This window comes from Caulobacter sp. UNC279MFTsu5.1, assembly GCF_900114015.1.
In the GTDB taxonomy this organism is placed as follows: Bacteria; Pseudomonadota; Alphaproteobacteria; order Caulobacterales; family Caulobacteraceae; genus Caulobacter.
On sequence record NZ_FORN01000007.1, the window covers coordinates 66,430 to 87,990 of the forward strand.

23 protein-coding genes are annotated in these 21,561 nt (G+C 68.5%); 11 read left to right on the forward strand and 12 right to left on the reverse strand.

Going from position 1 to position 21,561, the window contains the following annotated elements; genetic code table 11:
- The first annotated feature begins 14 nt into the window (after window positions 1-14).
- The gene (locus tag BM066_RS05915) at window positions 15-719 is read left to right on the forward strand and encodes a type 1 glutamine amidotransferase (RefSeq protein ID WP_089925240.1); all 705 of its coding nucleotides are present in this window, start codon (window positions 15-17) and stop codon (window positions 717-719) included.
- Between the two features lie 69 nt (window positions 720-788).
- Entirely contained in the window at window positions 789-1,445 is a 657-nt protein-coding gene (locus tag BM066_RS05920) for an Isoquinoline 1-oxidoreductase subunit (protein WP_089925243.1), read from the forward strand.
- 13 nt (window positions 1,446-1,458) lie between these two features.
- Here the strand turns inward: BM066_RS05920 and hemF are convergent, their stop codons facing one another.
- Together hemF and BM066_RS05930 are read right to left on the reverse strand one after the other, a co-directional pair.
- Window positions 1,459-2,331: an oxygen-dependent coproporphyrinogen oxidase gene (hemF, locus tag BM066_RS05925; protein ID WP_089925246.1), complete on the reverse strand. Its 873-nt coding sequence runs from the start codon at window positions 2,329-2,331 to the stop codon at window positions 1,459-1,461.
- A gap of 177 nt (window positions 2,332-2,508) precedes the next feature.
- Complete coding sequence (locus BM066_RS05930; protein WP_177218388.1) at window positions 2,509-2,973, reverse strand: tRNA (cytidine(34)-2'-O)-methyltransferase; 465 nt, start codon at window positions 2,971-2,973, stop codon at window positions 2,509-2,511.
- Between the two features lie 205 nt (window positions 2,974-3,178).
- Here BM066_RS05930 and petA point away from each other — a divergent pair, with 205 nt between their 5' ends.
- Genes petA through BM066_RS05945 form a run of 3 tightly spaced genes read left to right on the forward strand, consistent with a single transcriptional unit; the run spans window position 3,179 to window position 5,915 of the window.
- Window positions 3,179-3,730 (forward strand): ubiquinol-cytochrome c reductase iron-sulfur subunit, encoded by a 552-nt coding sequence (gene petA / locus BM066_RS05935; RefSeq protein WP_089925252.1) that lies wholly within the window; start codon window positions 3,179-3,181, stop codon window positions 3,728-3,730.
- A gap of 5 nt (window positions 3,731-3,735) precedes the next feature.
- Window positions 3,736-5,055 carry a cytochrome b gene (locus BM066_RS05940; protein WP_089925255.1) on the forward strand — a complete coding sequence of 440 codons (1,320 nt, stop codon included), beginning with the start codon at window positions 3,736-3,738 and terminating at the stop codon, window positions 5,053-5,055.
- Window positions 5,056-5,060: 5 nt separating this feature from the next.
- A complete protein-coding gene (locus BM066_RS05945) occupies window positions 5,061-5,915 on the forward strand; it encodes a cytochrome c1 (RefSeq protein ID WP_089925258.1) in 855 nt (284 codons plus the stop codon).
- A gap of 62 nt (window positions 5,916-5,977) precedes the next feature.
- Here the strand turns inward: BM066_RS05945 and BM066_RS05950 are convergent, their stop codons facing one another.
- The 4 genes from BM066_RS05950 to ychF form a co-directional block, all read right to left on the reverse strand.
- Complete coding sequence (locus tag BM066_RS05950) at window positions 5,978-6,742, reverse strand: pepsin/retropepsin-like aspartic protease family protein (protein ID WP_089925261.1); 765 nt, start codon at window positions 6,740-6,742, stop codon at window positions 5,978-5,980.
- Window positions 6,743-6,819: 77 nt separating this feature from the next.
- Entirely contained in the window at window positions 6,820-7,506 is a 687-nt protein-coding gene (locus BM066_RS05955; protein ID WP_089925264.1) for a dienelactone hydrolase family protein, read from the reverse strand.
- Window positions 7,507-7,508: 2 nt separating this feature from the next.
- Window positions 7,509-8,189 (reverse strand): dienelactone hydrolase family protein, encoded by a 681-nt coding sequence (locus tag BM066_RS05960; protein ID WP_089925268.1) that lies wholly within the window; start codon window positions 8,187-8,189, stop codon window positions 7,509-7,511.
- 63 nt (window positions 8,190-8,252) lie between these two features.
- Window positions 8,253-9,353 (reverse strand): redox-regulated ATPase YchF, encoded by a 1,101-nt coding sequence (ychF, locus tag BM066_RS05965; RefSeq protein WP_089925271.1) that lies wholly within the window; start codon window positions 9,351-9,353, stop codon window positions 8,253-8,255.
- 303 nt (window positions 9,354-9,656) lie between these two features.
- Between ychF and BM066_RS05970 the strand changes: the two genes are divergently transcribed.
- A complete protein-coding gene (locus BM066_RS05970) occupies window positions 9,657-9,857 on the forward strand; it encodes a hypothetical protein (protein ID WP_089925274.1) in 201 nt (66 codons plus the stop codon).
- Window positions 9,858-9,861: 4 nt separating this feature from the next.
- Here the strand turns inward: BM066_RS05970 and BM066_RS05975 are convergent, their stop codons facing one another.
- The 4 genes from BM066_RS05975 to BM066_RS05990 form a co-directional block, all read right to left on the reverse strand.
- On the reverse strand, window positions 9,862-10,110 hold the full coding sequence (locus BM066_RS05975; RefSeq protein ID WP_089925276.1) for a DUF2188 domain-containing protein: 249 nt from the start codon (window positions 10,108-10,110) through the stop codon (window positions 9,862-9,864).
- 196 nt (window positions 10,111-10,306) lie between these two features.
- Window positions 10,307-11,236 (reverse strand): alpha/beta hydrolase, encoded by a 930-nt coding sequence (locus tag BM066_RS05980; RefSeq protein ID WP_089925279.1) that lies wholly within the window; start codon window positions 11,234-11,236, stop codon window positions 10,307-10,309.
- A 10-nt stretch (window positions 11,237-11,246) separates the two neighbouring features.
- On the reverse strand, window positions 11,247-12,254 hold the full coding sequence (gene cobS, locus BM066_RS05985; protein WP_089925282.1) for a cobaltochelatase subunit CobS: 1,008 nt from the start codon (window positions 12,252-12,254) through the stop codon (window positions 11,247-11,249).
- A gap of 139 nt (window positions 12,255-12,393) precedes the next feature.
- Complete coding sequence (locus BM066_RS05990) at window positions 12,394-12,783, reverse strand: RcnB family protein (protein WP_089925285.1); 390 nt, start codon at window positions 12,781-12,783, stop codon at window positions 12,394-12,396.
- Window positions 12,784-12,978: 195 nt separating this feature from the next.
- On the opposite strand from BM066_RS05990, the gene BM066_RS05995 reads away from it, so the two are divergent.
- Window positions 12,979-13,725, forward strand: a complete 747-nt coding sequence (locus BM066_RS05995) for a phosphatase PAP2 family protein (protein WP_089925288.1) — start codon at window positions 12,979-12,981, stop codon at window positions 13,723-13,725.
- Between the two features lie 28 nt (window positions 13,726-13,753).
- Window positions 13,754-14,623 (forward strand): hypothetical protein, encoded by an 870-nt coding sequence (locus tag BM066_RS06000; RefSeq protein ID WP_089925291.1) that lies wholly within the window; start codon window positions 13,754-13,756, stop codon window positions 14,621-14,623.
- 4 nt (window positions 14,624-14,627) lie between these two features.
- Here the strand turns inward: BM066_RS06000 and BM066_RS06005 are convergent, their stop codons facing one another.
- Window positions 14,628-15,284: a J domain-containing protein gene (locus BM066_RS06005; RefSeq protein WP_035088807.1), complete on the reverse strand. Its 657-nt coding sequence runs from the start codon at window positions 15,282-15,284 to the stop codon at window positions 14,628-14,630.
- A gap of 59 nt (window positions 15,285-15,343) precedes the next feature.
- Between BM066_RS06005 and BM066_RS06010 the strand changes: the two genes are divergently transcribed.
- Together BM066_RS06010 and cdd are read left to right on the forward strand one after the other, a co-directional pair.
- Window positions 15,344-15,616, forward strand: a complete 273-nt coding sequence (locus BM066_RS06010) for a BolA family protein (protein ID WP_089925294.1) — start codon at window positions 15,344-15,346, stop codon at window positions 15,614-15,616.
- Window positions 15,617-15,720: 104 nt separating this feature from the next.
- Complete coding sequence (gene cdd, locus BM066_RS06015; RefSeq protein WP_089925297.1) at window positions 15,721-16,164, forward strand: cytidine deaminase; 444 nt, start codon at window positions 15,721-15,723, stop codon at window positions 16,162-16,164.
- Between the two features lie 56 nt (window positions 16,165-16,220).
- On the opposite strand, the gene BM066_RS06020 is transcribed toward cdd, so the two are convergent.
- A complete protein-coding gene (locus BM066_RS06020; RefSeq protein WP_177218389.1) occupies window positions 16,221-18,221 on the reverse strand; it encodes an alpha/beta hydrolase family protein in 2,001 nt (666 codons plus the stop codon).
- A gap of 393 nt (window positions 18,222-18,614) precedes the next feature.
- On the opposite strand from BM066_RS06020, the gene BM066_RS06025 reads away from it, so the two are divergent.
- On the forward strand, window positions 18,615-21,536 hold the full coding sequence (locus BM066_RS06025; protein WP_089925305.1) for a TonB-dependent receptor domain-containing protein: 2,922 nt from the start codon (window positions 18,615-18,617) through the stop codon (window positions 21,534-21,536).
- Window positions 21,537-21,561 lie beyond the last annotated feature (25 nt).

Here is a 21,561-nt window from a genome sequence, read left to right on the forward strand (position 1 = left end):
GCCTGGAGACCCCAATGAAGATCGGCCTGCTCGAGACCGGCGAACCGCCGCAGCCTCTGCAGCCCGCGTTCGGCCGCTACGCCGCGATGTTCCAGGACCTGCTCGGCCCTGGGCACGACTACGCCGTCTACGACGTCCAGGCCGGCGTGCTGCCCGCCGATCCGGCCGAGTGCGACGCCTATATCGTCACCGGCTCGTCGGCCGGAGTCTATGACGACCTGCCGTGGATCGAGCCGCTGAAGGCCTTCCTGGTCGCGGCCGACCGGCCGCTGGTCGGGGTCTGTTTCGGCCACCAGGTCATGGCCGAGGCGTTCGGCGGCAAGGTGGTGAAGTCCGACAAGGGCTGGGGCGTGGGCCTGCACCGGTACGAGGTCGCCGAACGCCAGCCCTGGATGGACCCGGGGCCGGATGGCGCCGCCACGGTCGCCGTCCCGGCCTCGCACCAGGACCAGGTGATCGTCGTCCCGCCCGGCGCCCGCGCCGTGGCCGGCAGCGCCTTCACGCCGGCCGGGATCCTGGTCTATGACGACCGCCCGGCGATCTCGATGCAGTTCCATCCCGAGTTCGACCCGGCCTATGCGCGGGCCCTGATCGAGGCCCGGCGCGGCAGCCGCTTCACCGACGCCCAGGCCGACGCGGCCATCGCCAGCCTGGGCCAGGCCGACGACCGGACCCGGGTGGGCGCCTGGATCGAGGCTTTTCTGGCCGGCGCCGCCTGACTCCGGCAACCTTGGCCGCGGGCCGGCGTTTCAGGGGCGGGGCCGCTTGAAACGCGGGAGACCAGGATCATGAGAGCCGCCATCGTGCTCGCCGCCGGTTCGCTGATGATCGGCGGGGCGCTGCTGGCCAGCGTTGGAGCGGCCGCCCCGGACCCCGTCCCCGAGACGCCCGCCGCCGCGCCGGCCGAGACGCTGAAGAGCGCCGCCGACTTCGTGTCGATCAAGGACCCGGCCGCCCGCTCGGTCGCGCTGTTCACCGAGGCCGGCAAGGTGATCACCAGCCCTCGCTGCCTGAACTGCCACCCGGTCCAGCGCGCCCCGACCCAGGGCGAGGACCGCCATCCGCACAATCCGCCGATGGTCGGCGGCCAGGCTGGCCACGGTCCCGTCGGCCTGCCCTGCGGTTCGTGCCACGGCCCGGCCAACGTCCGGACCTGGGGGCAGGACGTCCAGTCGATCCCCGGCGATCCGAAATGGGCCCTGGCCCCGGCCGAGATGGCCTGGCAGGGCAAGTCGCTGGGCGCGATCTGCGCCCAGATCAAGAACCCGGCCCGCAACGGCGGCCGCTCGCTGGCCGAACTGCATCACCACATGGCGCAGGACCACCTGGTCGGCTGGGCCTGGAGTCCGGGCGACGGCCGCCGGCCCGCGCCAGGCACGCAGGCCCGGTTCGGCGAGCTGGTGCAGGCCTGGATCGATACGGGGGCCAAGTGCCCGAAGGCTTGAGGCGGCGGCCGCCCTACGGCCACTTCACCTCGGGCGGCATCGAGCTGAGGATCGACTCGACATTGCCGCCGGTCTTCAGGCCGAACATCGTGCCGCGGTCGTAGAGCAGGTTGAACTCCACGTAGCGGCCGCGCTGCACCAGCTGCTGCTCGCGCTCCTCCGGCGTCCAGGCTTCGCCCATCCGGCGGCGGACCAGGGTCGGGTAGATCTCCAGGAACGCCTTGCCGACGTCCTGGGTGAACGCGAAGTCCTTGGACCAGTCCCCGCTGTCGTGGTGGTCGTAGAAGATCCCGCCGATCCCGCGCGGCTCGTTGCGGTGGGGCAGGAAGAAGTACTCGTCGCACCAGGCCTTGTACTTGGCGTGCCAGGCCGGGTCGTGGGCGTCGCAGGCGCGCTGGTAGGCGGCGTGGAAGTCGACGGCGTCGGGGAAGTCCTGTCGGCGCTGGTAGCCGAGCAGGGGAGTCAGGTCGCCGCCGCCGCCGAACCAGCTTTTCGTGGTGGCGATGAAGCGGGTGTTCATGTGCACCGCCGGCACGCGGGGATTGCGCATGTGGGCGATCAGGCTGATCCCGGTGGCGAAGAACCGCGGGTCCTGGTCGGCGCCGGGCATGTTCTTGGCCATCTCCGGCGTGAAGGTTCCGAACACCGTCGAGACGTGGACGCCGACCTTTTCGAACAACCGGCCGTGCATCATCGACATCACGCCGCCGCCGCCGGCCTCGCGGTCCCACGGCTTGCGGACGAACCGGCCGGGCTCGCCGGCGTAGAGCTCGGCGGGGCCCTCGTCCTCCAGGCGCTCGAATTCCGCGCAGATCTGGTCGCGCAGGCTTTCGAACCAGGCGCGGGCGGCGGCTTTCTTTTGGTCGAGGTCGGATGCGTCGGTCATGGCACGCCGATTAAGGGTTCAGCGAAGCCGGCGCAAATAGGGAGCGCCGCCTAAGGGATTTTGCGGAGGCTGGTACTTGCCCCCACCTGACCGCTGCGCGGTCTGTCCGCCTCCAAGCGCTCTTCCCCCTCTGGGGGAGGAGAGCCGAAGGCCCGGAGGGGGCGAGTGTTCACCGAACTATGCTAATCCCGGAAACCCGTCCGTCTGCCGCAGCGCCTCGCCCAGGGCCATGGCGGCCGTGGTCGCCAAGTTCATCGACCGCGCTTCGGGGCGTAGCGGGATCGTCAGGCGCGTGAACGCCTTCGCGTGAACCTCAGGTGGCGCCCCGTGGCTCTCGTTGCCGAACAACAGGGTGTCGCCTGCCTGAAAGTCGAACTTGTGGAACGGCGCGGTCGCCTTGGTGGTGAACAGCAGCAATCGTCCCTCGCGGCGCTCCGGCGCGGCCAGGAAAGCCTCCCATGAGGCGTGGCGGATCATATGGGTCAGCGGACCATAGTCCAGGGCCGCGCGCTTCAAGCTCTTGTCGTCCAAAGGGAAACTGCAGGGCTCGATGACGTCCAGCCCCACCCCCAGGCAGGCGCCCAGGCGGATCGCCGCGCCCACGTTCTGAGGAATGCCGGGTTGAAAAAGCGCGAGCCGCATTCTAAGCGAACCAACCATAGAGCCAGCAGGGGCATTTGCTGCGAATCGAAAGGGCTTGCGGACTTTGTCCGCGCGTCCGATAGGACGATCCGCTTTTGCCTGTTGTGGCGAAGACCCGTTCGCGGGTCCAGACAGTATGCGCCGACAGGCGTTTCTCCAGGCCGGGCCGTCTTTGGCGGCGCGGCGGCATCGAAGGGTGACTTGGGTGGCCGACACCGCCGTGGGCGCAAAAACTGATCCGGCGCATGGGGAAGACCCCAGCCGCCGGGATTTCATCTACATCGCATCGATGGCGGTCGCCGCCGGCGGCGCGGCCGCGATCGCGTGGCCGTTCATCGACCAGATGAACCCCTCCGCCGACACGCGGGCCCTGGCGTCGATCGAATTCGACGTGACCAAGGTCCCCGAAGGCCAGCAGGTCGTCGTCAAGTGGCGCGGCAAGCCGCTGTTCGTGCGCAACCGCACCAAGGCCGAGATCGCCAAGGCGGTCGCGGACGATGGCGCCTCGATGAAGGATCCTGAAAAGGATTCGGCCCGCGTGAAGCCGGGCAAGTCCCAGTGGCTGATCGTCGGCGGCAACTGCACCCACCTCGGCTGCGTCCCGACCTTCGGCGGCGGCGAGTATGGCGGCTGGTTCTGCCCCTGCCACGGCTCGGTCTACGACACCTCGGGCCGTATCCGTAAGGGCCCCGCGCCCAAGAACCTGGTGGTTCCGGAATACGCCTTCCTTTCCGACACCAAGGTCAAGATCGGCTAAGAGAGATGAGCGGACATTCGACCTACGAACCCAAGACCGGTTTCGAGCGCTGGCTCGACGCCCGTCTGCCGATCGTGCGCCTGGGCTACGACAGCTTTGTCGACTACCCCACGCCGCGGAACCTGAACTACTGGTGGACCTTCGGCGGCATCCTGTCGCTGTGCCTGGCCTCGCAGCTGATCACCGGCATCATCCTGGTGATGCACTACACGCCGAGCGCCGACCACGCCTTCGCCAGCGTCGAGCACATCATGCGCGACGTGAACTACGGCTGGCTGATCCGCTACATGCACGCCAACGGCGCGTCGATGTTCTTCATCGCCGTCTACATCCACATGCTCCGCGGCCTCTATTACGGCTCCTACAAGGCGCCCCGCGAAGTGCTGTGGCTGCTGGGCTGCGTGATCTACCTGCTGATGATGGCCACCGCCTTCATGGGCTACGTCCTGCCCTGGGGCCAGATGTCCTTCCACGGCGCGGTCGTGATCACCAACCTGTTCGGCGCCCTGCCGCTGGTCGGCGAGAGCATCACCACCTGGCTGTGGGGCGGTTTCGCCGTCGATAACCCCACCCTGAACCGCTTCTTCTCGCTGCACTACCTGCTGCCCTTCATGATCGCCGGCGTGGTGATCCTGCACATCTGGGCGCTGCACGTGGTGGGCCAGAACAACCCGACCGGCGTCGAGCCCAAGTCGAAGGCCGACACCGTGCCCTTCACCCCGTACGCGACGGTGAAGGACGGGTTCGCGATGAGCGTCTTCCTGATTCTCTTCGCCTGGTTCGTCTTCTTCATGCCCAACGCCCTGGGCCACGCCGACAACTACATCCCGGCCAACCCGCTGGTGACGCCGTCGCACATCGTGCCGGAATGGTACTTCCTGCCATTCTACGCGATCCTGCGCGCTGTTCCGGACAAGCTGATGGGCGTGCTGGCCATGTTCGGCGCCATCGCCTGCCTGTTCGCCCTGCCGTGGCTGGACACCTCGAAGGTGCGCTCGATGCGCTACCGCCCGACCGCGAAGATCCACTTCTTCATCTTCGTGGTGGCCTGCTGCATCCTGGGCGTCTGCGGCGCCAAGCTGCCCGACGACCAGGTCATTCCGCACCTGACCACGTTCCAGCTGATGGCCTCGGACCTGAACAGCTTCGTGTGGCTCAGCCGCGTGGCGGCGCTGTACTACTTCGCTTTCTTCCTGGTGATCCTGCCGGTGCTGGGCCTGACCGAAAAGACCCTGCCGGTGCCGGACTCCATCGCCTCTCCCGCCCTGTCGCACCCGGCCGCCGCGCCGGCCGAAGCGACCGCCGCGCCTGAAATGAAGGGCTGATCCCGATGCTGCGCAAACTCTCCGTCATCGCAGCGGTCGCGGGTCTCCTGACGGCCGGCGTCGCCGGCCCGGCCCTGGCGGCCCACGGCGCCCTGCCGGCCAAGAAGGTCGAGTGGTCGTTCGACGGCCCGTTCGGCAAGTTCGACCAGGCCCAGCTGCAGCGCGGCTACAAGGTCTATCGGGAGGTCTGCTCGGCCTGCCACTCGATGAGCCTGGTTTCGTTCCGGAACCTCGGCGACAAGGGCGGTCCGTTCTACGACAAGAAGTACCCGAACTCGAACGACAACCCGTACGTCAAGGCGATCGCCAAGGACTACGAGGTCGCCGACATCGACAACGAGACCGGCGACGCGATCAAGCGTCCGGCCACCCCGGCCGACCGCTTCCCGTCGCCGTTCCCGAACGAGGCCGCGGCCCGCGCCAGCAACGGCGGCGCCCTGCCGCCGGACATGTCGCTGCTGGCCAAGGCTCGTGAAGAGGGGCCGGACCATATCTACTCCATCGTCACCGGCTACGCGGCCCCGCCGCCCGGCCTGAAGATGGACGCGACCCAGCACTACAACCAGTACATGGCGGGCGACCTGAGCTCCTACTGGTCGGGCAGCCACGAACACGTGCCCCCGGGCGGCTTCATCGCCATGGCCCCGCCGCTGAAGGCGGGCCAGGTGACCTTCGACGACGGCACGCCGTCGACGCTGGACCAGGAAGCCAAGGACGTCGCGGCCTTCCTGATGTGGGCCGCCGAGCCCAAGCTGGAAGAGCGCAAGCAGACCGGCTTCGCCGTGCTGCTGTACCTGCTGCTGTTCGCGGGCCTGCTCTACGCCAGCTACCGCAAGGTCTGGAAGAACGAGTCGCACTGAGCGGCTCTGACGGCTTGAGAGATCGGGGCCCGGCGGCGACGCCGGGCCCTTTTTTTGGCCGCCTATCGAGCCGCGGGGACGGGCGTCAGCCACAGGCGCAGGGCCTTGGGGTCCAGCCGCAGGCGATAGGCGGCCAGCACCTGGACTCCCAGGGCCCCGACCACGCCGTCGGGCAGGTCGCCGGCCACCACGGCCGGCAGGTCCTGGCGCAGGGTCCCGTCCAGCGACAGGCCGCTCAGGGTTCCGGCCGGCTTCTGGCGGGGTCCGTCGGCGGCCCCGCGGGCCCGCACGCCGCCAGCCGAGGCGGTGTCCAGGGCAAAGGGGCCGGAGACGCCCTTGAGGCCGTTCGAGGCCGCCGCCAGGATCGTCGGCACGCCGCCGACCATCGTCACCGGCAGCGAACCGTCCCGGCCGCCCATGGCGCGTCCAGGCCGCTCCAGGCGCAGTCGGCAGGGCGAGAAGTCCAGGGTCATCCCGTAGCGGTCCAGGATGTCGGCCCCGATCACCCCGACGATCGGCGTCGAGAAGCCGACGGCGCGATAGTCCAGGTCCTGCACGGCGACCGGTGCGCCCGCGACCTCCTGACCGGCCAGGCGCACGGGCAGGGTCAGGGCGGTCTCGGTGAAGCCGGCGCGCTGGGCGACGTCGATGTGCAGCAGGGTGCGCGGCGCCGACAGGTCGATCACGTAGTCGCCGGCGATCCCACCGATCGCCGCCGGGGCCACGACCGCGCCGTTCTCGAACCAGCAGGCGGTCTCGCCCGCCACGGCGGGGCCGCCGCGCGCCGCCAGCAGGCTCAGGAACAGCAGGGAGGCGGCGTGACGCATGAGCCGATCCTAGCCAAGGTTTCTGCGGCGGGCGATCCTGCCGTCAAAGCCGGTCGGCGGGATGAGCGGTTGAGGGGTCAGGCCTCGCCCCGGCTTCCGCCCGCCCGTTGGAACAGCTGCAAGGTCCGCAGCATGGCCAGGCTGGCGCTGTCGGCGTGATAACCGCTGGGCGCGACGAAGGCGTGGCCGGCGTCATAGAGCCAGACCGGCAGGTCCGGATGGGCGGCGGTGATCGCCTCGACGTCGCCGATTGGGATCAGTTCGTCGGTCCGGCCGAAATGCAGAATAGTCGGAACCTTGGGCTGTTCGTCGACATAGCCGGCGATGTCGCCGCCGTAAAAGCACGATACGGCCGTCAGGCCGGTGCAGCGGGCCGCGGCCAACCAGGCGGTCGTGCCGCCGAAGCAGAAGCCCATGGCGAAGACCTTGCCGTCCCCCGACAGCCTGTCGATCGCCGCCTGGACCCGGGGCAGGGCCGCCGCGCCCCAGCCGCTGGCCAGGCCCATGGCCATGCGGGCGGCCAGGTTGGGCGGATCCAGGTCGGCGGTCGGGAAGGGCGCGTCGGCGTCGTCCAGCAGGCTGGGGGCGATCACCTCGTAGCCCTGTTCGGCCAGGGTGTCGGAGAGCGCGCGGATATGCGGGGTGACGCCCCAGATGGCGTGCAGGATCACCAGCCCACCGCGGCGCGCCTCGCCGGGCGGGGCGTGGTAGGCGGCGACGGGGGAGCCGTCGGCGGTCGTCAGGGTGATGCGCCGTCCGCTCATGGTCAGGCCGCTCCGTGCGCCTGGAACAGCGCCAAGGATCGCTGGCGCGCCAGGTCGGCGTCTTCCGGGTCGGAGTCCGGCCGGCCGTCGTTGTTGAAGCCGTGGCCGCTGTTCTCGTAGATGTGGACTTCAACCTCCGGATGGGCTTCGGCGAGCCTGGCCTTGACCGCGTCGGCCGGGATGTGGGGGTCCTTGCGGCCAAGGTGGACGATCACCGGCGCGTTCAGCGGCAGCTCGGCGTTGGCCGCGATCATGCCGCCGTAATAGGCCGCGCCCGCCGCCAGGCCCTTCAGCTTGCCAGCCGCCAGCCAGACCAGCGATCCGCCCAGGCAGTAGCCGACCGCGAACACCGGCCCGCGCGGGGCCAGGCGGTCGATGCAGGTCTGGATGTCCGACAGCATAGGGTCCAGGCCGATGGTGTTGACGTGGGCGACGCCGGTCTGGAAGTCCTTGGGCTCGCGCCCACCCAGATAGCCGCGCTCGACCCGGTCGAACAGCGACGGGGCCAGCACCTCGAAGCCCAGGGCCGACCAACGGGCCACGTCGGCGTGAACGTACTGGTCCAGGCCGAAGATCTCCTGCACCACCACGATCCCGCCCTTGTGCGCACCCTCGGGCTGGGCGTGCAGGGCGGTGAAGGCGAAGCCGTCGACGGCGGAGGTCAGGGTGACGGTGTCGGTCATGGGGAACGCTCGAACGGATGGCCGATACGAAAACGGCCGGGGTGAGCCCGGCCGTCCGTGGTTCTAGACGTTGAACCGGAAGTGCATCACGTCGCCGTCCTTGACGACATAGTCCTTGCCTTCGGCCCGCATCTTGCCGGCTTCCTTGGCGCCGCTCTCGCCGCCCAGCTTGACGAAGTCGTCGAAGGCGATGGTCTCGGCGCGGATATAGCCCTTCTCGAAGTCGGTGTGGATCACCCCGGCCGCCTGCGGGCCGGTGTCGCCGACATGGATGGTCCAGGCGCGGGCCTCCTTGGGGCCGACCGTGAAATAGGTCTGCAGGCCCAGCAGGTTGTAGGCCTCGCGGATCAGGCGGTTCAGGCCCGGCTCCTCCAGGCCCAGGGTCTCCAGGAACTCGGCGCGCTCGTCGGCGTCCAGCAGGGCGATCTCGCTCTCGATCTGGGCCGAGATGACCACGGCCTTGGCGTTGTCCTTGGCGGCGCGTTCGGCGACCAGGTCGCTGTACTTGTTGCCCTTGTCGGCGCTGCCTTCCTCGACGTTGCAGACATAGAGGGCCGGCAGCGAGGTCAGCAGCTGAAGCATGTGCCAGGCCTTCTCGTCGTCCGGGTCGACCTTGGCCGAGCGGGCCGGGCGACCTTCGCGCAGCTGGGCCAGGGCCAGGTTGATCAGGCGCAGGGTGTTGGCGGCGTCCTTGTCGCCGCCGGTCTTGGCCTTCTTCTCGATGGCCGGCAGGCGCTTTTCCAGGCTCTCCAGGTCGGCCAGCATCAGCTCCATCTCGATGATCTCGAGATCGCTGAGCGGGTCGATGCGGCCCTCGACGTGGGTGATGTCGTCGTCCTCGAAGCAGCGGGCCACGAAGGCCACGGCGTCGCAGTCGCGGATGTTGGCCAGGAATTGGTTGCCCAGCCCCTCGCCCTTGGACGCGCCGCGCACCAGGCCGGCGATGTCGACGAAGGTGATCCGGGCCGGGATGATCTCCTTGGAGCCGGCGATCTTGGCCAGGGCGTCCAGGCGCGGCTCGGGCACGGCCACGTCGCCGGTGTTGGGCTCGATCGTGCAGAACGGATAGTTGGCCGCCTGGGCCGCGGCCGTCTGGGTCAGGGCGTTGAACAGGGTGGACTTGCCGACGTTGGGCAGGCCGACGATGGCGACTTTAAGGGCCATGGAACTCTCGTGAATTTCGTTGGCGCGCGCTTAGCATGGATCGTGGGGGAAGTCCTGTTCGGATGAAGCAGGCCGTCGGCGCGGCGGACCCCCTCCGGCCCTTCGGGCCACCTCCCCCAGAGGGGGGAGGATCTACACCGCCCAGATGCTCCCCCTCTGGGGGAGCTGTCGCGGAGCGACTGAGGGGGTCTTTCACGGGTACGATCCCGTCCCCATCCAAAAACACCCCCACCGTCGGCCGGCTGACCGACGGTCGGCCCGCCGCCGCGCTAGGGTCGGATTCGGGCAGGGGGCGGCGCGCGCATGGGACAGACCTTCACCTTCGTCGGCCTGGCGGCGGACGGGCGCTCGCCGTTCCTCGACGTGCGGGTGCTGGAGCGCGAGGAGGACCCGGCGGCCCACGCGCGCCGGCTGCTCGACGAGCATCGCAGCTGCGCGCGGATCGAGGTCTGGAACGGCCATGTCCGGCTGTTCGTGGTCAGCCGCGAGCCCCCGCCGGACTGAAGGCCTACTTCTTGCTGTCGACCACCTGGGTGGTGGGGCGGTCGTCGCCGGCCGACAGTTCGTCGCGCCAGCGGCCGCGGTCGTCCTCGTACGAGATGCCGGTGTCCTCGCCGGCCACCCGCTGCTCGCCGGCCGCGCGCTGGGCGGCGTGCAGGGCCGCCTCGTGGGTGCGGAAGGTCTCGGAGAACACCGCGCCCACCTTGTAGGCCCAGCCGCCGTCGTGCTCGACGATGGTGTAGGTGATGTCGGTCATGGGCTGCGGCTCCGTTTGAAGGCTCGTTTTCTAGAAACTGCGCCTCGCAGGCCACGGTTCCAAGCGGCAAGTCTTGAACGGAACGGCTCCAATCCTTCTCCTCCCCCGCGTTGCGGGTGAGGAGCAAGGGCGTCGGTGCTCGTCTTCTCGCTCCGAGAAGGGAGTCGAGTCCTTCGGCCGGTTCCGAGGGGCGGCTTCACCCCTTGGGAAACCGCCACTCCAGCCCGTGCACCAGCCCCACCGGGAAGGTGGTTTCATGGAAGGTTCCCGCCGTCACCTCGTCGCGGATCTTCAGGCCGGGATAGCCGCGCGAGCGCAGCGCCTTGGCGAAGGCCTGCTGGTCGGCGACCATGTCCTCGGCGTCGCCGCCGGGGCGCGGTCGTTCCAGTTCGCCAGTCGCCAGATAGATGCGGGCCTTCAGGTCCTTGTGGCCGGCGGCGTAGGCGGCTTCGGCCTTGAACATCCGGTGGTCGTCGTACCAGAGCGACGGACTGGTCAGGATGTAGCTGTCGAACAGCTCCGGCTCGGTCACCGCCACCCAGGCGCCGAACAGGCCGCCATAGGACTGGCCGGCCAGCGTCCGGCGGTGCGGATCGGCGCGGTAACGGCTTTCGACGAACGGCAGGACCTGCCCCTTGATGAAGGCCAGGTATTGCGGAGCGCCGCCGCTGGCGGACGGCAGGCCGGGGTCGCGCCAGGGCGTCATGTCGCGTCGGCGGCTGACCATGCCGTCGTCGCCCTGGGCATAGGAGATCCCGACCAGGATCGCCTGTTCCAGCCGGTCGAACCTGTAGGGCAGGTGGGTGACGCCCGAGGCGACCTGGAAGGTGTACGGGCCGTCGTTCAGATAGATCACCGGCCAGGTCCGACCGGCGTTCTCCGGCGCGTCGTAGCTGGACGGCGTCTTCACATAGATCTGGTAGACGCGGCCTTCGGCCGAGGCCGGCAAGGTGTGGACGGCCGTGTTGGGCACGACGAACGGCGCGCCATCCTGGGCGGGGGCGGGTTTGGCCTGCACGGCGGCCTGGGCGTCGGCGGACGGCTTGCAGCCGGCCAGGACCGCGACCGTGGACGCGGCGGCGAGGAGAGCGAGGAGCGGCCGCCCGACCGAACGCTGAGGCGCCACTCTTGAGCCCCTAAGCCACCTTCACCCGCGCCGCGCTCTCCGGCAGGTCCGTGCCGAACGCCCGCTGGAAGAACTCGGCCACGGTCGGGCGCTCCAGCTCGTCGCACTTGTTCAGGAAGGTCAGGCGGAAGGCCAGGCCGATGTCCTTGTCGAAGATCTCGGCGTTCTGGGCCCAGGTGATCACCGTGCGCGGACTCATGACGGTCGAGATGTCGCCGTTCATGAAGGCGTTGCGGGTCATGTCGGCGACGCGGACCATGGCGGCGATCGTGCGTTTGCCTTCCGGGGTGTCGTAGGCCGGGTTCTTGGCCAGGACGATGCCGGCCTCGACGTCGTGGTCGAGGTAGTTCAGCGTCGTGACGATGCTCCACCGGTCCATCTGGCCCTGGTTGATCTGCTGGGTGCCGTGATAGAGCCCCGTCGTGTCGCCCAGGCCGATGGTGTTGGTCGTGCTGAACAGCCGGAAATAGGGGTTGGCGCGGATCACCCGGTTCTGGTCCAGCAGGGTCAGCTTGCCGCCAGCCTCCAGCACGCGCTGGATGACGAACATCACGTCGGGCCGGCCGGCGTCGTATTCGTCGAACACCAGGGCGATCGGGCGCTGCAGGGCCCACGGCAGGATGCCTTCGCGGAACTCGGTGACCTGCTTGCCGTCCTTCAGGACGATGGCGTCCTTGCCGACTAGGTCGATGCGGCTGACGTGGCTGTCGAGGTTGACCCGCACCAGCGGCCAGTTCAGCCGGGCGGCGATCTGCTCGATGTGAGTCGACTTGCCGGTGCCGTGATAGCCCTGGACCATCACCCGCCGGTCGTTGGCGAAGCCGGCGCAGATCGCCTTGGTCGTCTGCGGGTCGAACCGGTAGGCCGAGTCGATCTCGGGGACGTGGCTGTCCTTGTGGCTGAAGGCCGGGACCTTCATGTCGCTGTCGACGCCGAACGCGTCGCGGAGCGTCACCCACTTGTCGGGGGCCAGGGTGATCAGGGGATCGGCGGCGTGGCTGTCGGTCAGGTCGGGCATGATGCTTCCCGCTTACCGCTTTGACGTGGGGGAGGGGAAGGGCGAAGGCCAGTCCTGCATGGAAAAAAGCACGACGCCCCGGACGGCGGCAGGCCGTCCGGGGCGCGCGGCGAGGTCCTCCGAGGGGAGGGGGAAGGACCTAGTGGTTGGCGATGATCACCGAGGCGATCAGGCCGGTGGCCACGGCGGCCAGGATGTAGCTGTCGTCCACGCGCTGCCAGCGATAGCCGCGGGGCGGGGCGCGCAGGCCGTGGCGGCGCCAGTCGCTGACATAGTAGCGGTGGTCGCGATAGCGGGCGTCCAGGCGCTGGCCGCGCTGCCAGCGGCGATACTCGCGGCGTTCGTCCCGGCGCTCGTGGCGATAGTCGCGGCGCTCGTGGGCCGCCTCGCGGCGGTCATGGCGGTCGTCGTAACGCTGGTCGTAGCGGCCGCGGTCGTCGTAGCGTTGCCCGGCGGCCATGGCCGTGCCCGACAGGGCCGTGCCGGCCAGCAGGGTCGCCGCGAGGGTGGTGATGATCAGGCGCTTCATAGCGAGGTCCTTCCTTGTTGGTGGCGGTCCGACACCGCCGAACCTCTTCGATAGTCGGACACTAGCGAACGGGGTTTGGACTAGACATGAACGGCGCGGGTCAGGAATGGTTCATCGTATTTCCGGGGTGAAACATTTGACGCAGCTCTGGAATACTGGCGTGGCGCGAAATCGAAGTTTGCGCGTTCACTTGCCATGAGGCGTTTTTCCTTCTTTCAACCTGGCCGGGATTTGCCGCGACTGCTGGCCGCGGCGCGCAACGAGCTGGGGGCGGTGGCGGCCCTGCTGGTGCTGGCGGGCGGCGCCCTGGCGTTCCTGGCGCTGTCGGACGAGGTGGCCGAGGGCGACACGGCGGCCTTCGACCTGGCCGTCCTCAAGGCCCTGCGGACGCCGGGCGACCCCAACGGCCTGGTCGGGCCCCCATGGCTGCACGTAGCGGCGGCCGACGTCACGGCCCTGGGCTCGGTGACCGTCCTGGGCCTGGTCGTGGTCCTGGCTCTGGCCCTGATGCTGAGCCTGCGGCGCTGGAGCGAGGCCCTGGTGGTGCTGGTCGGGGCCGGCGGCGGGGTGGCGATCAGCCAGGGCCTGAAGCAGGTGTTCGGGCGCGAACGGCCCGAGTTGGTCTATCGCGCGGTCGAGGCGGCCAATCCCAGCTTCCCCTCCGGCCACGCCATGCTGTCGGCCGTGGTGTTCCTGACCCTGGGCGCCCTGGCGGCCCGGTTCGCGCCCCGCAAGCGGGTCAAGGCCCTGGCCCTGGGCGCGGCGGTGCTGCTGAGCCTGCTGGTCGGGGCGTCGCGGATCTATCTGGGCGTCCACTGGACCAGCGACGTCCTGGGCGGCTGGAGCCTGGGCGCGGCCTGGGCCATGGCCTGCTGGGTGGCGGCCTGGGCATGGGAGCGGTGGTGGGGCGGCAAGCTCGACCGCGATCCGGAAGCAAGCTAGCTTCCCCGCAGGTCGCGCGCGGGGGCTCATGGTCGGAAAGTTCGGCAAGCTGGCGATCGCGATCGGCATGGCGACACTGGTCGTCGGCGTGGCGCTGAGCATCCGGTTGGCGCATCAGCCGCCGCCGGTTTTTCCGATCCCCGAGGCCGCGCCCGTTTCGGCCGGCGACGCCACGAGCCCCACCGAGATCGAGGCCGACCGCCGCCGCAATCTCGAGTTCGAGCGAGACCAGGAGACGGCGCCGTTCGCGCGCTGGCCGGGGGTGGCGCGGCGCGAGGGCGACGTGCTGATCATCCGCGCCGGCGATAGCGACGCCGCCAGCTTCACCGACACCGGCTATTGCGACGGCTTCGATCAGTGCGGCCGCTGGCGGTTCCGGGGCGTCTGGCGCCTGGGCGGGCGGGACTATCCGTGGCTGACCTTCTTCCACGGCGAGGGCGAGGAGACGGCCTACATCGTCGACGCCACGGGCCGGCTGGTCAGGGCCCAGGGCGAGCCCTTGGCTTCGCCGGACGGCCGCTGGCTGGTCGTAGCCTACGACGACCCGGACACGGACGGCGCGGTGGCGGTGTTCGAGGCCGGCCCGCGCGGCCTTAGGCTGGAGGCGGCCAGCGACATCGCCGCTTGCCAAGCCGGAGCCTGGAAGAGCAACCGGCGCCTGACGATGACCTGCACGGATTCCGACGCGATGAAGGGCCAGCGGTCGCTGGTCGCCGAGTTGGTCCGCGACGCGCGGGGCTGGCGGATCACGCCCAGCGCCGAGCTCGACGCCAAGACCCGACAGCCTCTAGCTCAGCCGACGCGGCCGCTGGTCGATGTCGAGATCCCGGCGGTGAATGACGAAGGGGCGCCCGAGGACGATAGCTACGAGGTCGAAAAAGGCTATCGGCGGCTCTGACCGCCTACTTCGCCAGCCCCGATTTCTGCAGGGTCTTGTACGCCTTGATCACCCGCTGGAGCTTGTGCTCGGCGCTGCGGTCGCCGCCGTTCATGTCGGGGTGGCAGCGCTTGAGCAGGTCCTTGTAGCGGGCGCGGATGGCCGCGCCGTCGGCGCCGGCCTCCAGGTCGAGGTCGGCCAGGGCCTGGCGCTCCAGCTTGCCCAGGCTGCGGCCGGCGGCGGCCGCAGCCGATTCGGCCCGGCGCTTCTCGGCGCGGAACAGGCCGAACGGGTCGTTCAGGTGGCGAGCGTCGCGGGCGGCGGCGGCGGCGGCCTCGCGCGAGCGACTGTCGGCCTTCATCGACCAGGTCGGCCGGCCGCCGGTCATCTTCTCCTGCTCCTGCTGGGCGCGGATCTGGCCCTCGCTCATGCCGGCGTAGAAGTTCCAGTTCTTGTTGTACTCGGCCGCGTGGCGCTGGCAGAAATTGTAGTAGACGCCCGGCATGTCGCGCGACTTGGGCGCCTTGGCCGTGGCGGCCGAGCGGCACTCGGGGTGGTCGCAGCGCACCTCGCCCGGTTTCAGGGCGTAGACGTCGTTCTCCCGCGCGGCCTCCTCCGGGGATTTCGGGGGGCGGACACGGATGTCGAAAAACTTGGGGCGATATTCGAAGTCGGCGCTCATGGCGCTTAGAGTAAGCCGCAGCTATTTCCGTTCAAGGATTGACAAGCAAGGAAGCCGCCATGGGCGCCGTCGCCGATGCCATCGCCGCAAAACTGACCACCGCTTTTTCACCCACCCGGCTGGAGGTGGTCGACGACAGCGACCGCCATCACGGCCATGCCGGACACCGCGAGGGCGGGGAGAGCCACTTCAACCTGCTGATCGAGGCCGAAGCCTTTGCGGGCAAGGCCCGGGTGGTCCGCCAGCGGCTGATCTTCCAGGCCCTGGCCGAGGAGATGGCCGGCCCGGTCCACGCTCTGTCGATCGTCGCCAGGGCGCCGGGCGAAGCCTGACCCTCGCCCGCGAAAACGGGCTTGCCAGGGCGGCCCGCGACTGATTGCCTCTCCGCCCGGCGCGACCCCGCAACGAGGCGGGTTCCGCCGGCAACGAGGCCGGCATGAGCGCAACCGAGACATCCCCCACCATCCCGATCTTCCTGGACGAGGACAGCGAAGCCGCCCTGGCGGCGGCTCTGCCGGCCCTGCTGGCGCGGTCCTACGCTCGCTATTCCAACTTCACGGTGGCCGCCGCGGTGATCGACGCGGACGGCCGGGCGCACCTGGGAGTCAATGTCGAGAACGCCGCCTATCCGTCCGGCACCTGCGCCGAGCAGACGGCGATCGGGGCGATGGTCACGGCCGGCGGGCGCGGCATCGCCCGGGTGCTGATCGCCGCCGGCTCCGGCGGCGTGGTCCAGCCCTGCGGAGCCTGCCGCCAGCGCATCGCCGAGTTCGCCGCCGACGCCTGCGAGATCGTCTCGGTCCAGGACGGCAAGGTCACCCGCCGCACGCCGTTCTGGAGCCTGCTGCCGGACTCGTTCGGCCCACGGGACCTGGATTAGCGGCCACGAAAAAGGGGCGGCTCGAAAGCCGCCCCCTGGGTCGCCGCGAAGGTCGATCAGAGGCCGCCGGGGCCGCAGTCGGTCTTCAGGTACTTTTCGATCTCGACCAGCTGGGTCTCCAGCATCTCCGGGGTCATGAAGATGTACTGGTGGCCCATGTCCTTGATTTCCAGGTACTTGTAGGTCTTGCCGGCCGCCTTGAGGGCCCCGACGAAGCGGCGGGATTCCTCGACCTCGACCGTCTGGTCGCGATCGCCGTGATAGACGAAGATCGGGATCGAGACGTTCTTGGCGTTGGGCAGGGGGTCCAGGCCGTCGATGGTCGGCCGCTGGTATTCGCGCAGGAAGCGGTCGTTGTAGGTCTCGCCCTGGAAGCGCTTGATCTCGGCCACGCCGGCCCCGGCGATCGAGCACTGGTACAGGCCGTTGGGCCGGATGGCGGCGGCGAAGGCCGCATAGCCGCCGTAGGAATAGCCGAACAGGGCGATGCGGTCCGGCGCGGCCAGCTTCTGGTCGATCAGGTACTTGGCCGCGTCGTCGTTGTCGTCCTGCATGGCCATGCCCCATTGGGCGTCGCCGGCCCGGGCCAGCTTGGAGCCCCAGCCCTCCGACCCGCGGAACTGCGGCTGGATCACCACATAGCCGCGCGCGGTGAAGTACTTGGTCCAGCCCGAGACGTCCCAGTCCAGCGCGTCGCGGGCCGAGGGGCCGCCGTGCGGCAGGACGATGGCCGGGTAGGGACCGGGGCCGTAGACGTCCTTGGGCGGGGTGTGCAGGAAGGCGGGGATCATCAGGCCGTCGCGGGCGGCGTACTGCACCAGCCGCGACTCGCCCAGCGTGGCGGGATTGATCTGCGGGCGCGACTTGCCCAGCAGGGTCAGCTTGCTGCCGTCGGTCAGCAGGTAATATTCCGGCGGCAGGTTGGGGCCGGACTTGCGGACCAGGATGTACTTCTTGTCCTTGGACCAGTCGGTGATCTGGGCCCCGGCGCCGTCCGGGTAGCTGAACTTGGCCGGGGGCGCGCCGCCGCCCGGGTCGGTCCATTGCAGGGTGGTGTTCTGGACCCCTAGGGCCGCGGGCAGGCTCTTGGCGGCCGCCGCCAGGATCGGATCGACCCAGTAGTCGCGGACCGTGTCGGCCTCGTAGCTGAAGCCCAGCACCTTGCCGTCGTCGTCGAGGATCGGCCCGCCGGCGTCGAACAGTTTGATCTCGAAGGCCGGCTCGATGATCTTGCGCTGCTGGATGTCGTAGACATAGACGCCGGTCTTGTCGGCGCCGTTCTGGCGGACATTGACGTAGACGATGTTGGGATCGTCGCTGAAGCCGACCACCGTCGTCAGGTTGCGGTCCTTGGCGTAGGAACGGAAGTGTTCGACCCAGTCGCCGGTCTTCGGGTCGCGGATCTGCTGGGCGACATAGACCTTGCCGTTGTCGAAATCGACCTTCTGGCGGGCGCGCAGCTCGCCGGTGTGGTCGGGCTCCAGGCCGCCGAACCGGTCCGAGCCGCGGGTCACGCGATCGGCGCCGCCGTCGTAGAGATCGACCTTGTAGACGTCGCCCGCGCCGTTGGCGCCGGTGTTGAGCACCAGGATGTGCTTGGGGTCGTTGGGCAGCCGGCTCAGGATCGACGGGTTGCTGACGGCTTGCATCAGCTCCTCGTAGTCGCTCTTGCCGCGGTTCTCCGGCAGGGCCGAGGTCCACTTCGAACCCTGCAGGTCGGTGATGTAGACCTTCTGCAGGTGGGCCTTGGTCGCGCCGAAGGTCCACAACTGCTGAGCCACGACCGCCAGACGGTCGTCCTTGACGAAGTTCACCGCCATCAGCTGCATCTTGGACGCGCCCAGGATGGTCGGGGCCTTGTCGGGATTGGCGGTTTCCCAGATGGCGATGACCTTGGTCACGCCGTCCTGCGAGACCAGACCGGCGATATGCTTGCCGTCCGGCGAGATGCTGACGTCGTCGATCTGGGCGTTGCGGGCGAAGTCATGGGCGGTCGGCGCGGTCGCCGGGGCCGGGGCCGGCGCCTGCGCGAGGGCCGGGGCGGTCGCCAAGGCCAAGGTGGCGCCCGTAAGCAATCCAAGGTTGCGTAAAAACATCGTTACTCCAAATCCCCGCGTTGGATAAACATTGCCATTTGTAAGAGCGTGCTTACTCCGCGCCGGCCCCATTTCCGACACGCTCGACGAACGGCTTCAAGGCGCTCAATTCCACAATCTATCCAGTTTGCGGACGACTCCAACCCAGCGCGAGCGCCTGAGCCGCCGATGAAAGCGGCGCCCTGAACCCTTCGTGGCGATACTGTGACCAGATTGTAACGCCGGTCGCCATAAGTTTCTGGATCCGCTTCTTATCGTTGAGCCGGCTCCCGAAGGTGAATAGCGTCCGTCGCAATCGGGGTCGGCGCAATTTTTTGGTCGCGCCCCGCTGTGAATTATTTGGCAGGGGACCATATGCTCGACCGCAAGCTTTTGCTCACCACTTCAATCTTGGCGGGCGTCATCGCCCTTGCCGCCGCGCCCGTGGCCGCCCTGGCCCAGGACACGGCGCCCGCCGCCAAGGCGGCGTCGGCCGACACCGAGGTCGAAGCGCTGGTCGTGACCGGGTCGCGCATCAAGCGCACCGAATACACCAGCGCCTCGCCGATCCAGGTGATCACCTCGGAACAGTCGACCCTGCAGGGACTGGTCGACACAGGCGACATTCTGCAGAAGTCGTCGGCGGCCAGCGGTTCGTTCCAGTCGAACAACCTGCTGACCGGCTACGTCATCACCGGCGGCGAGAACATCAGCAGCGTTTCGTTGCGCGGCCTGGGCGCCAACCGCACGCTGGTCCTGCTGAACGGCCGTCGCCTGGCCCCGGCCGGCCAGGGCGGCACGGTCGGCCCGGTCGACCTGAACGTCCTGCCGTCGTCGATCATTGACCGCACCGAAATCCTCAAGGACGGCGCCTCGTCGATCTACGGCTCGGACGCCGTGGCTGGCGTCGTCAACATCATGACCAAGAAGGATTTCGACGGCGTCGAAATGAACGTCTACGGCGCGGTGCCGACCCGCGGCGAGGGTGAGACCTATCGCTTCTCGGCTACGGCCGGGAAGGTGTTCGACAAGGGCTACATCAACATCACGGGCGACTACAACGAGCAGAAGGCCCTGAAGGTCAAGGACCGCAAATACACGTCCTGCGCCGAAGACTACCGCTTCGACGCCTCGACCGGCGCCCGCGCCGACTTCATCGATCCGAAGACTGGCCACTACAAGTGCTTCAACGCCATCAACAATAGCTGGCAGGCGGCCGACCTGTTCGGCGGTGTGTTCCAGTGGGATCCGACCCTGGCCAACGCCCCTCCCGGCGGCTACCCGGCGGCCGGTCTGACCACCCGCGCGTTCCTGCCCAACTGGGTGCGCGCAGCCCGCGCCGGCCAGCCGGCGACCTACCCCTACGCCAACTACGACAGCCCCGCCTATCAGAACGCCGATGCGATCTCGCCGATCAAGCGCGGCACGATCTATGTGACGGGCAGCTACGACATCACGCCCAATGTCGAAGCCTATGGCGAACTGCTGCTGAACCGCCGCAAGTCGTCGGGCACCAGCATCATGTACCTGTTCGAAACCGTGTCGGGCGACAACCCCGCCAACTCGGTGGCCGCGGGCCTGCAGGCCGGCGGCGCGTCGGGCGACGCCATTCCGTTGATCCTGCTGCCGCACAAGCAGTCGGAAACCATCGACTACGGCCGCATCGTCGGCGGCCTGAAGGGCACGATCAACGGCGGCGGTTTCCTGAACAACTGGGACTGGGACATCTACGGCCAGTACGGCAAGTCCGACGCCAAATACACCAGCGACTTCATCTACCAGGACCGCGTCTTCGCCACCACCGGCGGCAGCGGCCTGGCCTGCGACCCGTCCGAGATCACCATCTCCGGCGGCTCGTGCATGACCATCGACTATTTCGGCAAGGACATCCTGGCCGGCAACCTGACGCCCGCCCAACGGTCGTTCCTGATCGGCCAGGAAACCGGCACGACCAAGTACACCCAGTACTCGTTCGAAGGCTCGATCAGCGGCGACCTGTTCAACCTGCCGGCCGGCCCGGTGGGCGCGGCGTTCGGCGCGACCTACCGTAAGGACAAGCTGGACGACACTCCCGGCTTCAACGCCCAGCACGCCAACTACTGGGGCTACAGCACCGCGGGCCGCACGGCCGGCAGCGACGACGTGAAGGAAATCTACGGCGAACTGGCCATCCCGGTCTTCAAGGACCTGCCGATGGTCGAGAAGCTGGATCTCAGCCTGTCGGGCCGTTACACCGACTACAAGAGCTACGGTTCGGACGAGACCTACAAGGTCGGCCTGAACTGGCAGCTGTCGTCGTCCTTCCGGATCCGTTCGGCCTACGGCACCTCGTTCCGCGCCCCGGCGCTGTACGAGCTGTACCTGGCCGACCAAACCTCGTTCTTCAACGGCGTGGACCCCTGCGAGCGCTGGGGCACCACCCAGGCGAACAACCCCCGTGTCCAGACCAACTGCGCGGCGGCCGGCATCCCGGACGACTACACCGCCCCGTCCACCCCGCAGGTCAGCACCGGCGGCGGCCTGGGCCGTCTGAAGGCCGAAACCTCCAAGGCCACCACGTTCGGCGTCATCTGGACCCCGAGCTTCATGGACCTGAGCGTGGCGCTCGACTACTTCGACATCACCGTCAACAACGAAGTCGCGGTGTTCGGCGCCAGCAACATCCTGGCTTCCTGCTACGGCGGCACCACCTTCCCGAACGACTTCTGCACCTTGTTCAATCGTGACCCGGTCACCCACGACATCTCGGTCATCAACGACAACTACCTGAACGTCGCCAGCCAGAAGAACCGCGGTCTGGACCTCAACACCCGCTATCAGCACGAGTTCACGGCCGGAAAACTGACGATCGACGGCCAGTTCACCTGGCAGTTCGAGGACGTCACCAACCTGCTGGAAGGCGGCATCCCCGACGACCACAACGGCGAGACCACCGAGCCGGACTTCACCGGCGTGATCAACACCCGCTTCGATCACGACGACTGGACCATCAACTGGGCGGTCGACATGTACGGCAAGGCCTCGGACACCGAGCTCCTGGTCGATGGCGACACCCGCTTCAGCAGCCGGTACAACAAGACGCTGTACTCCAAGCAGTATACGGAGTTCACGGCCTATCACTCGCTGACCGTGCGCAAGAAGTTCGACAAGCTGACGCTCCAGCTGGGCGTCCTGAACCTCTTCGACGAACTGCCGCCGGCGCAGTCGGCGGGCCAGTTCCGGATCGGCACCTCGGCGCTGAACGCCTACGACCTGCGCGGTCGCCGGGTGATGTTCGAAGTCACCAAGCGCTGGTAGCGCCTGCGGCCCGTGTCGCCGGTCC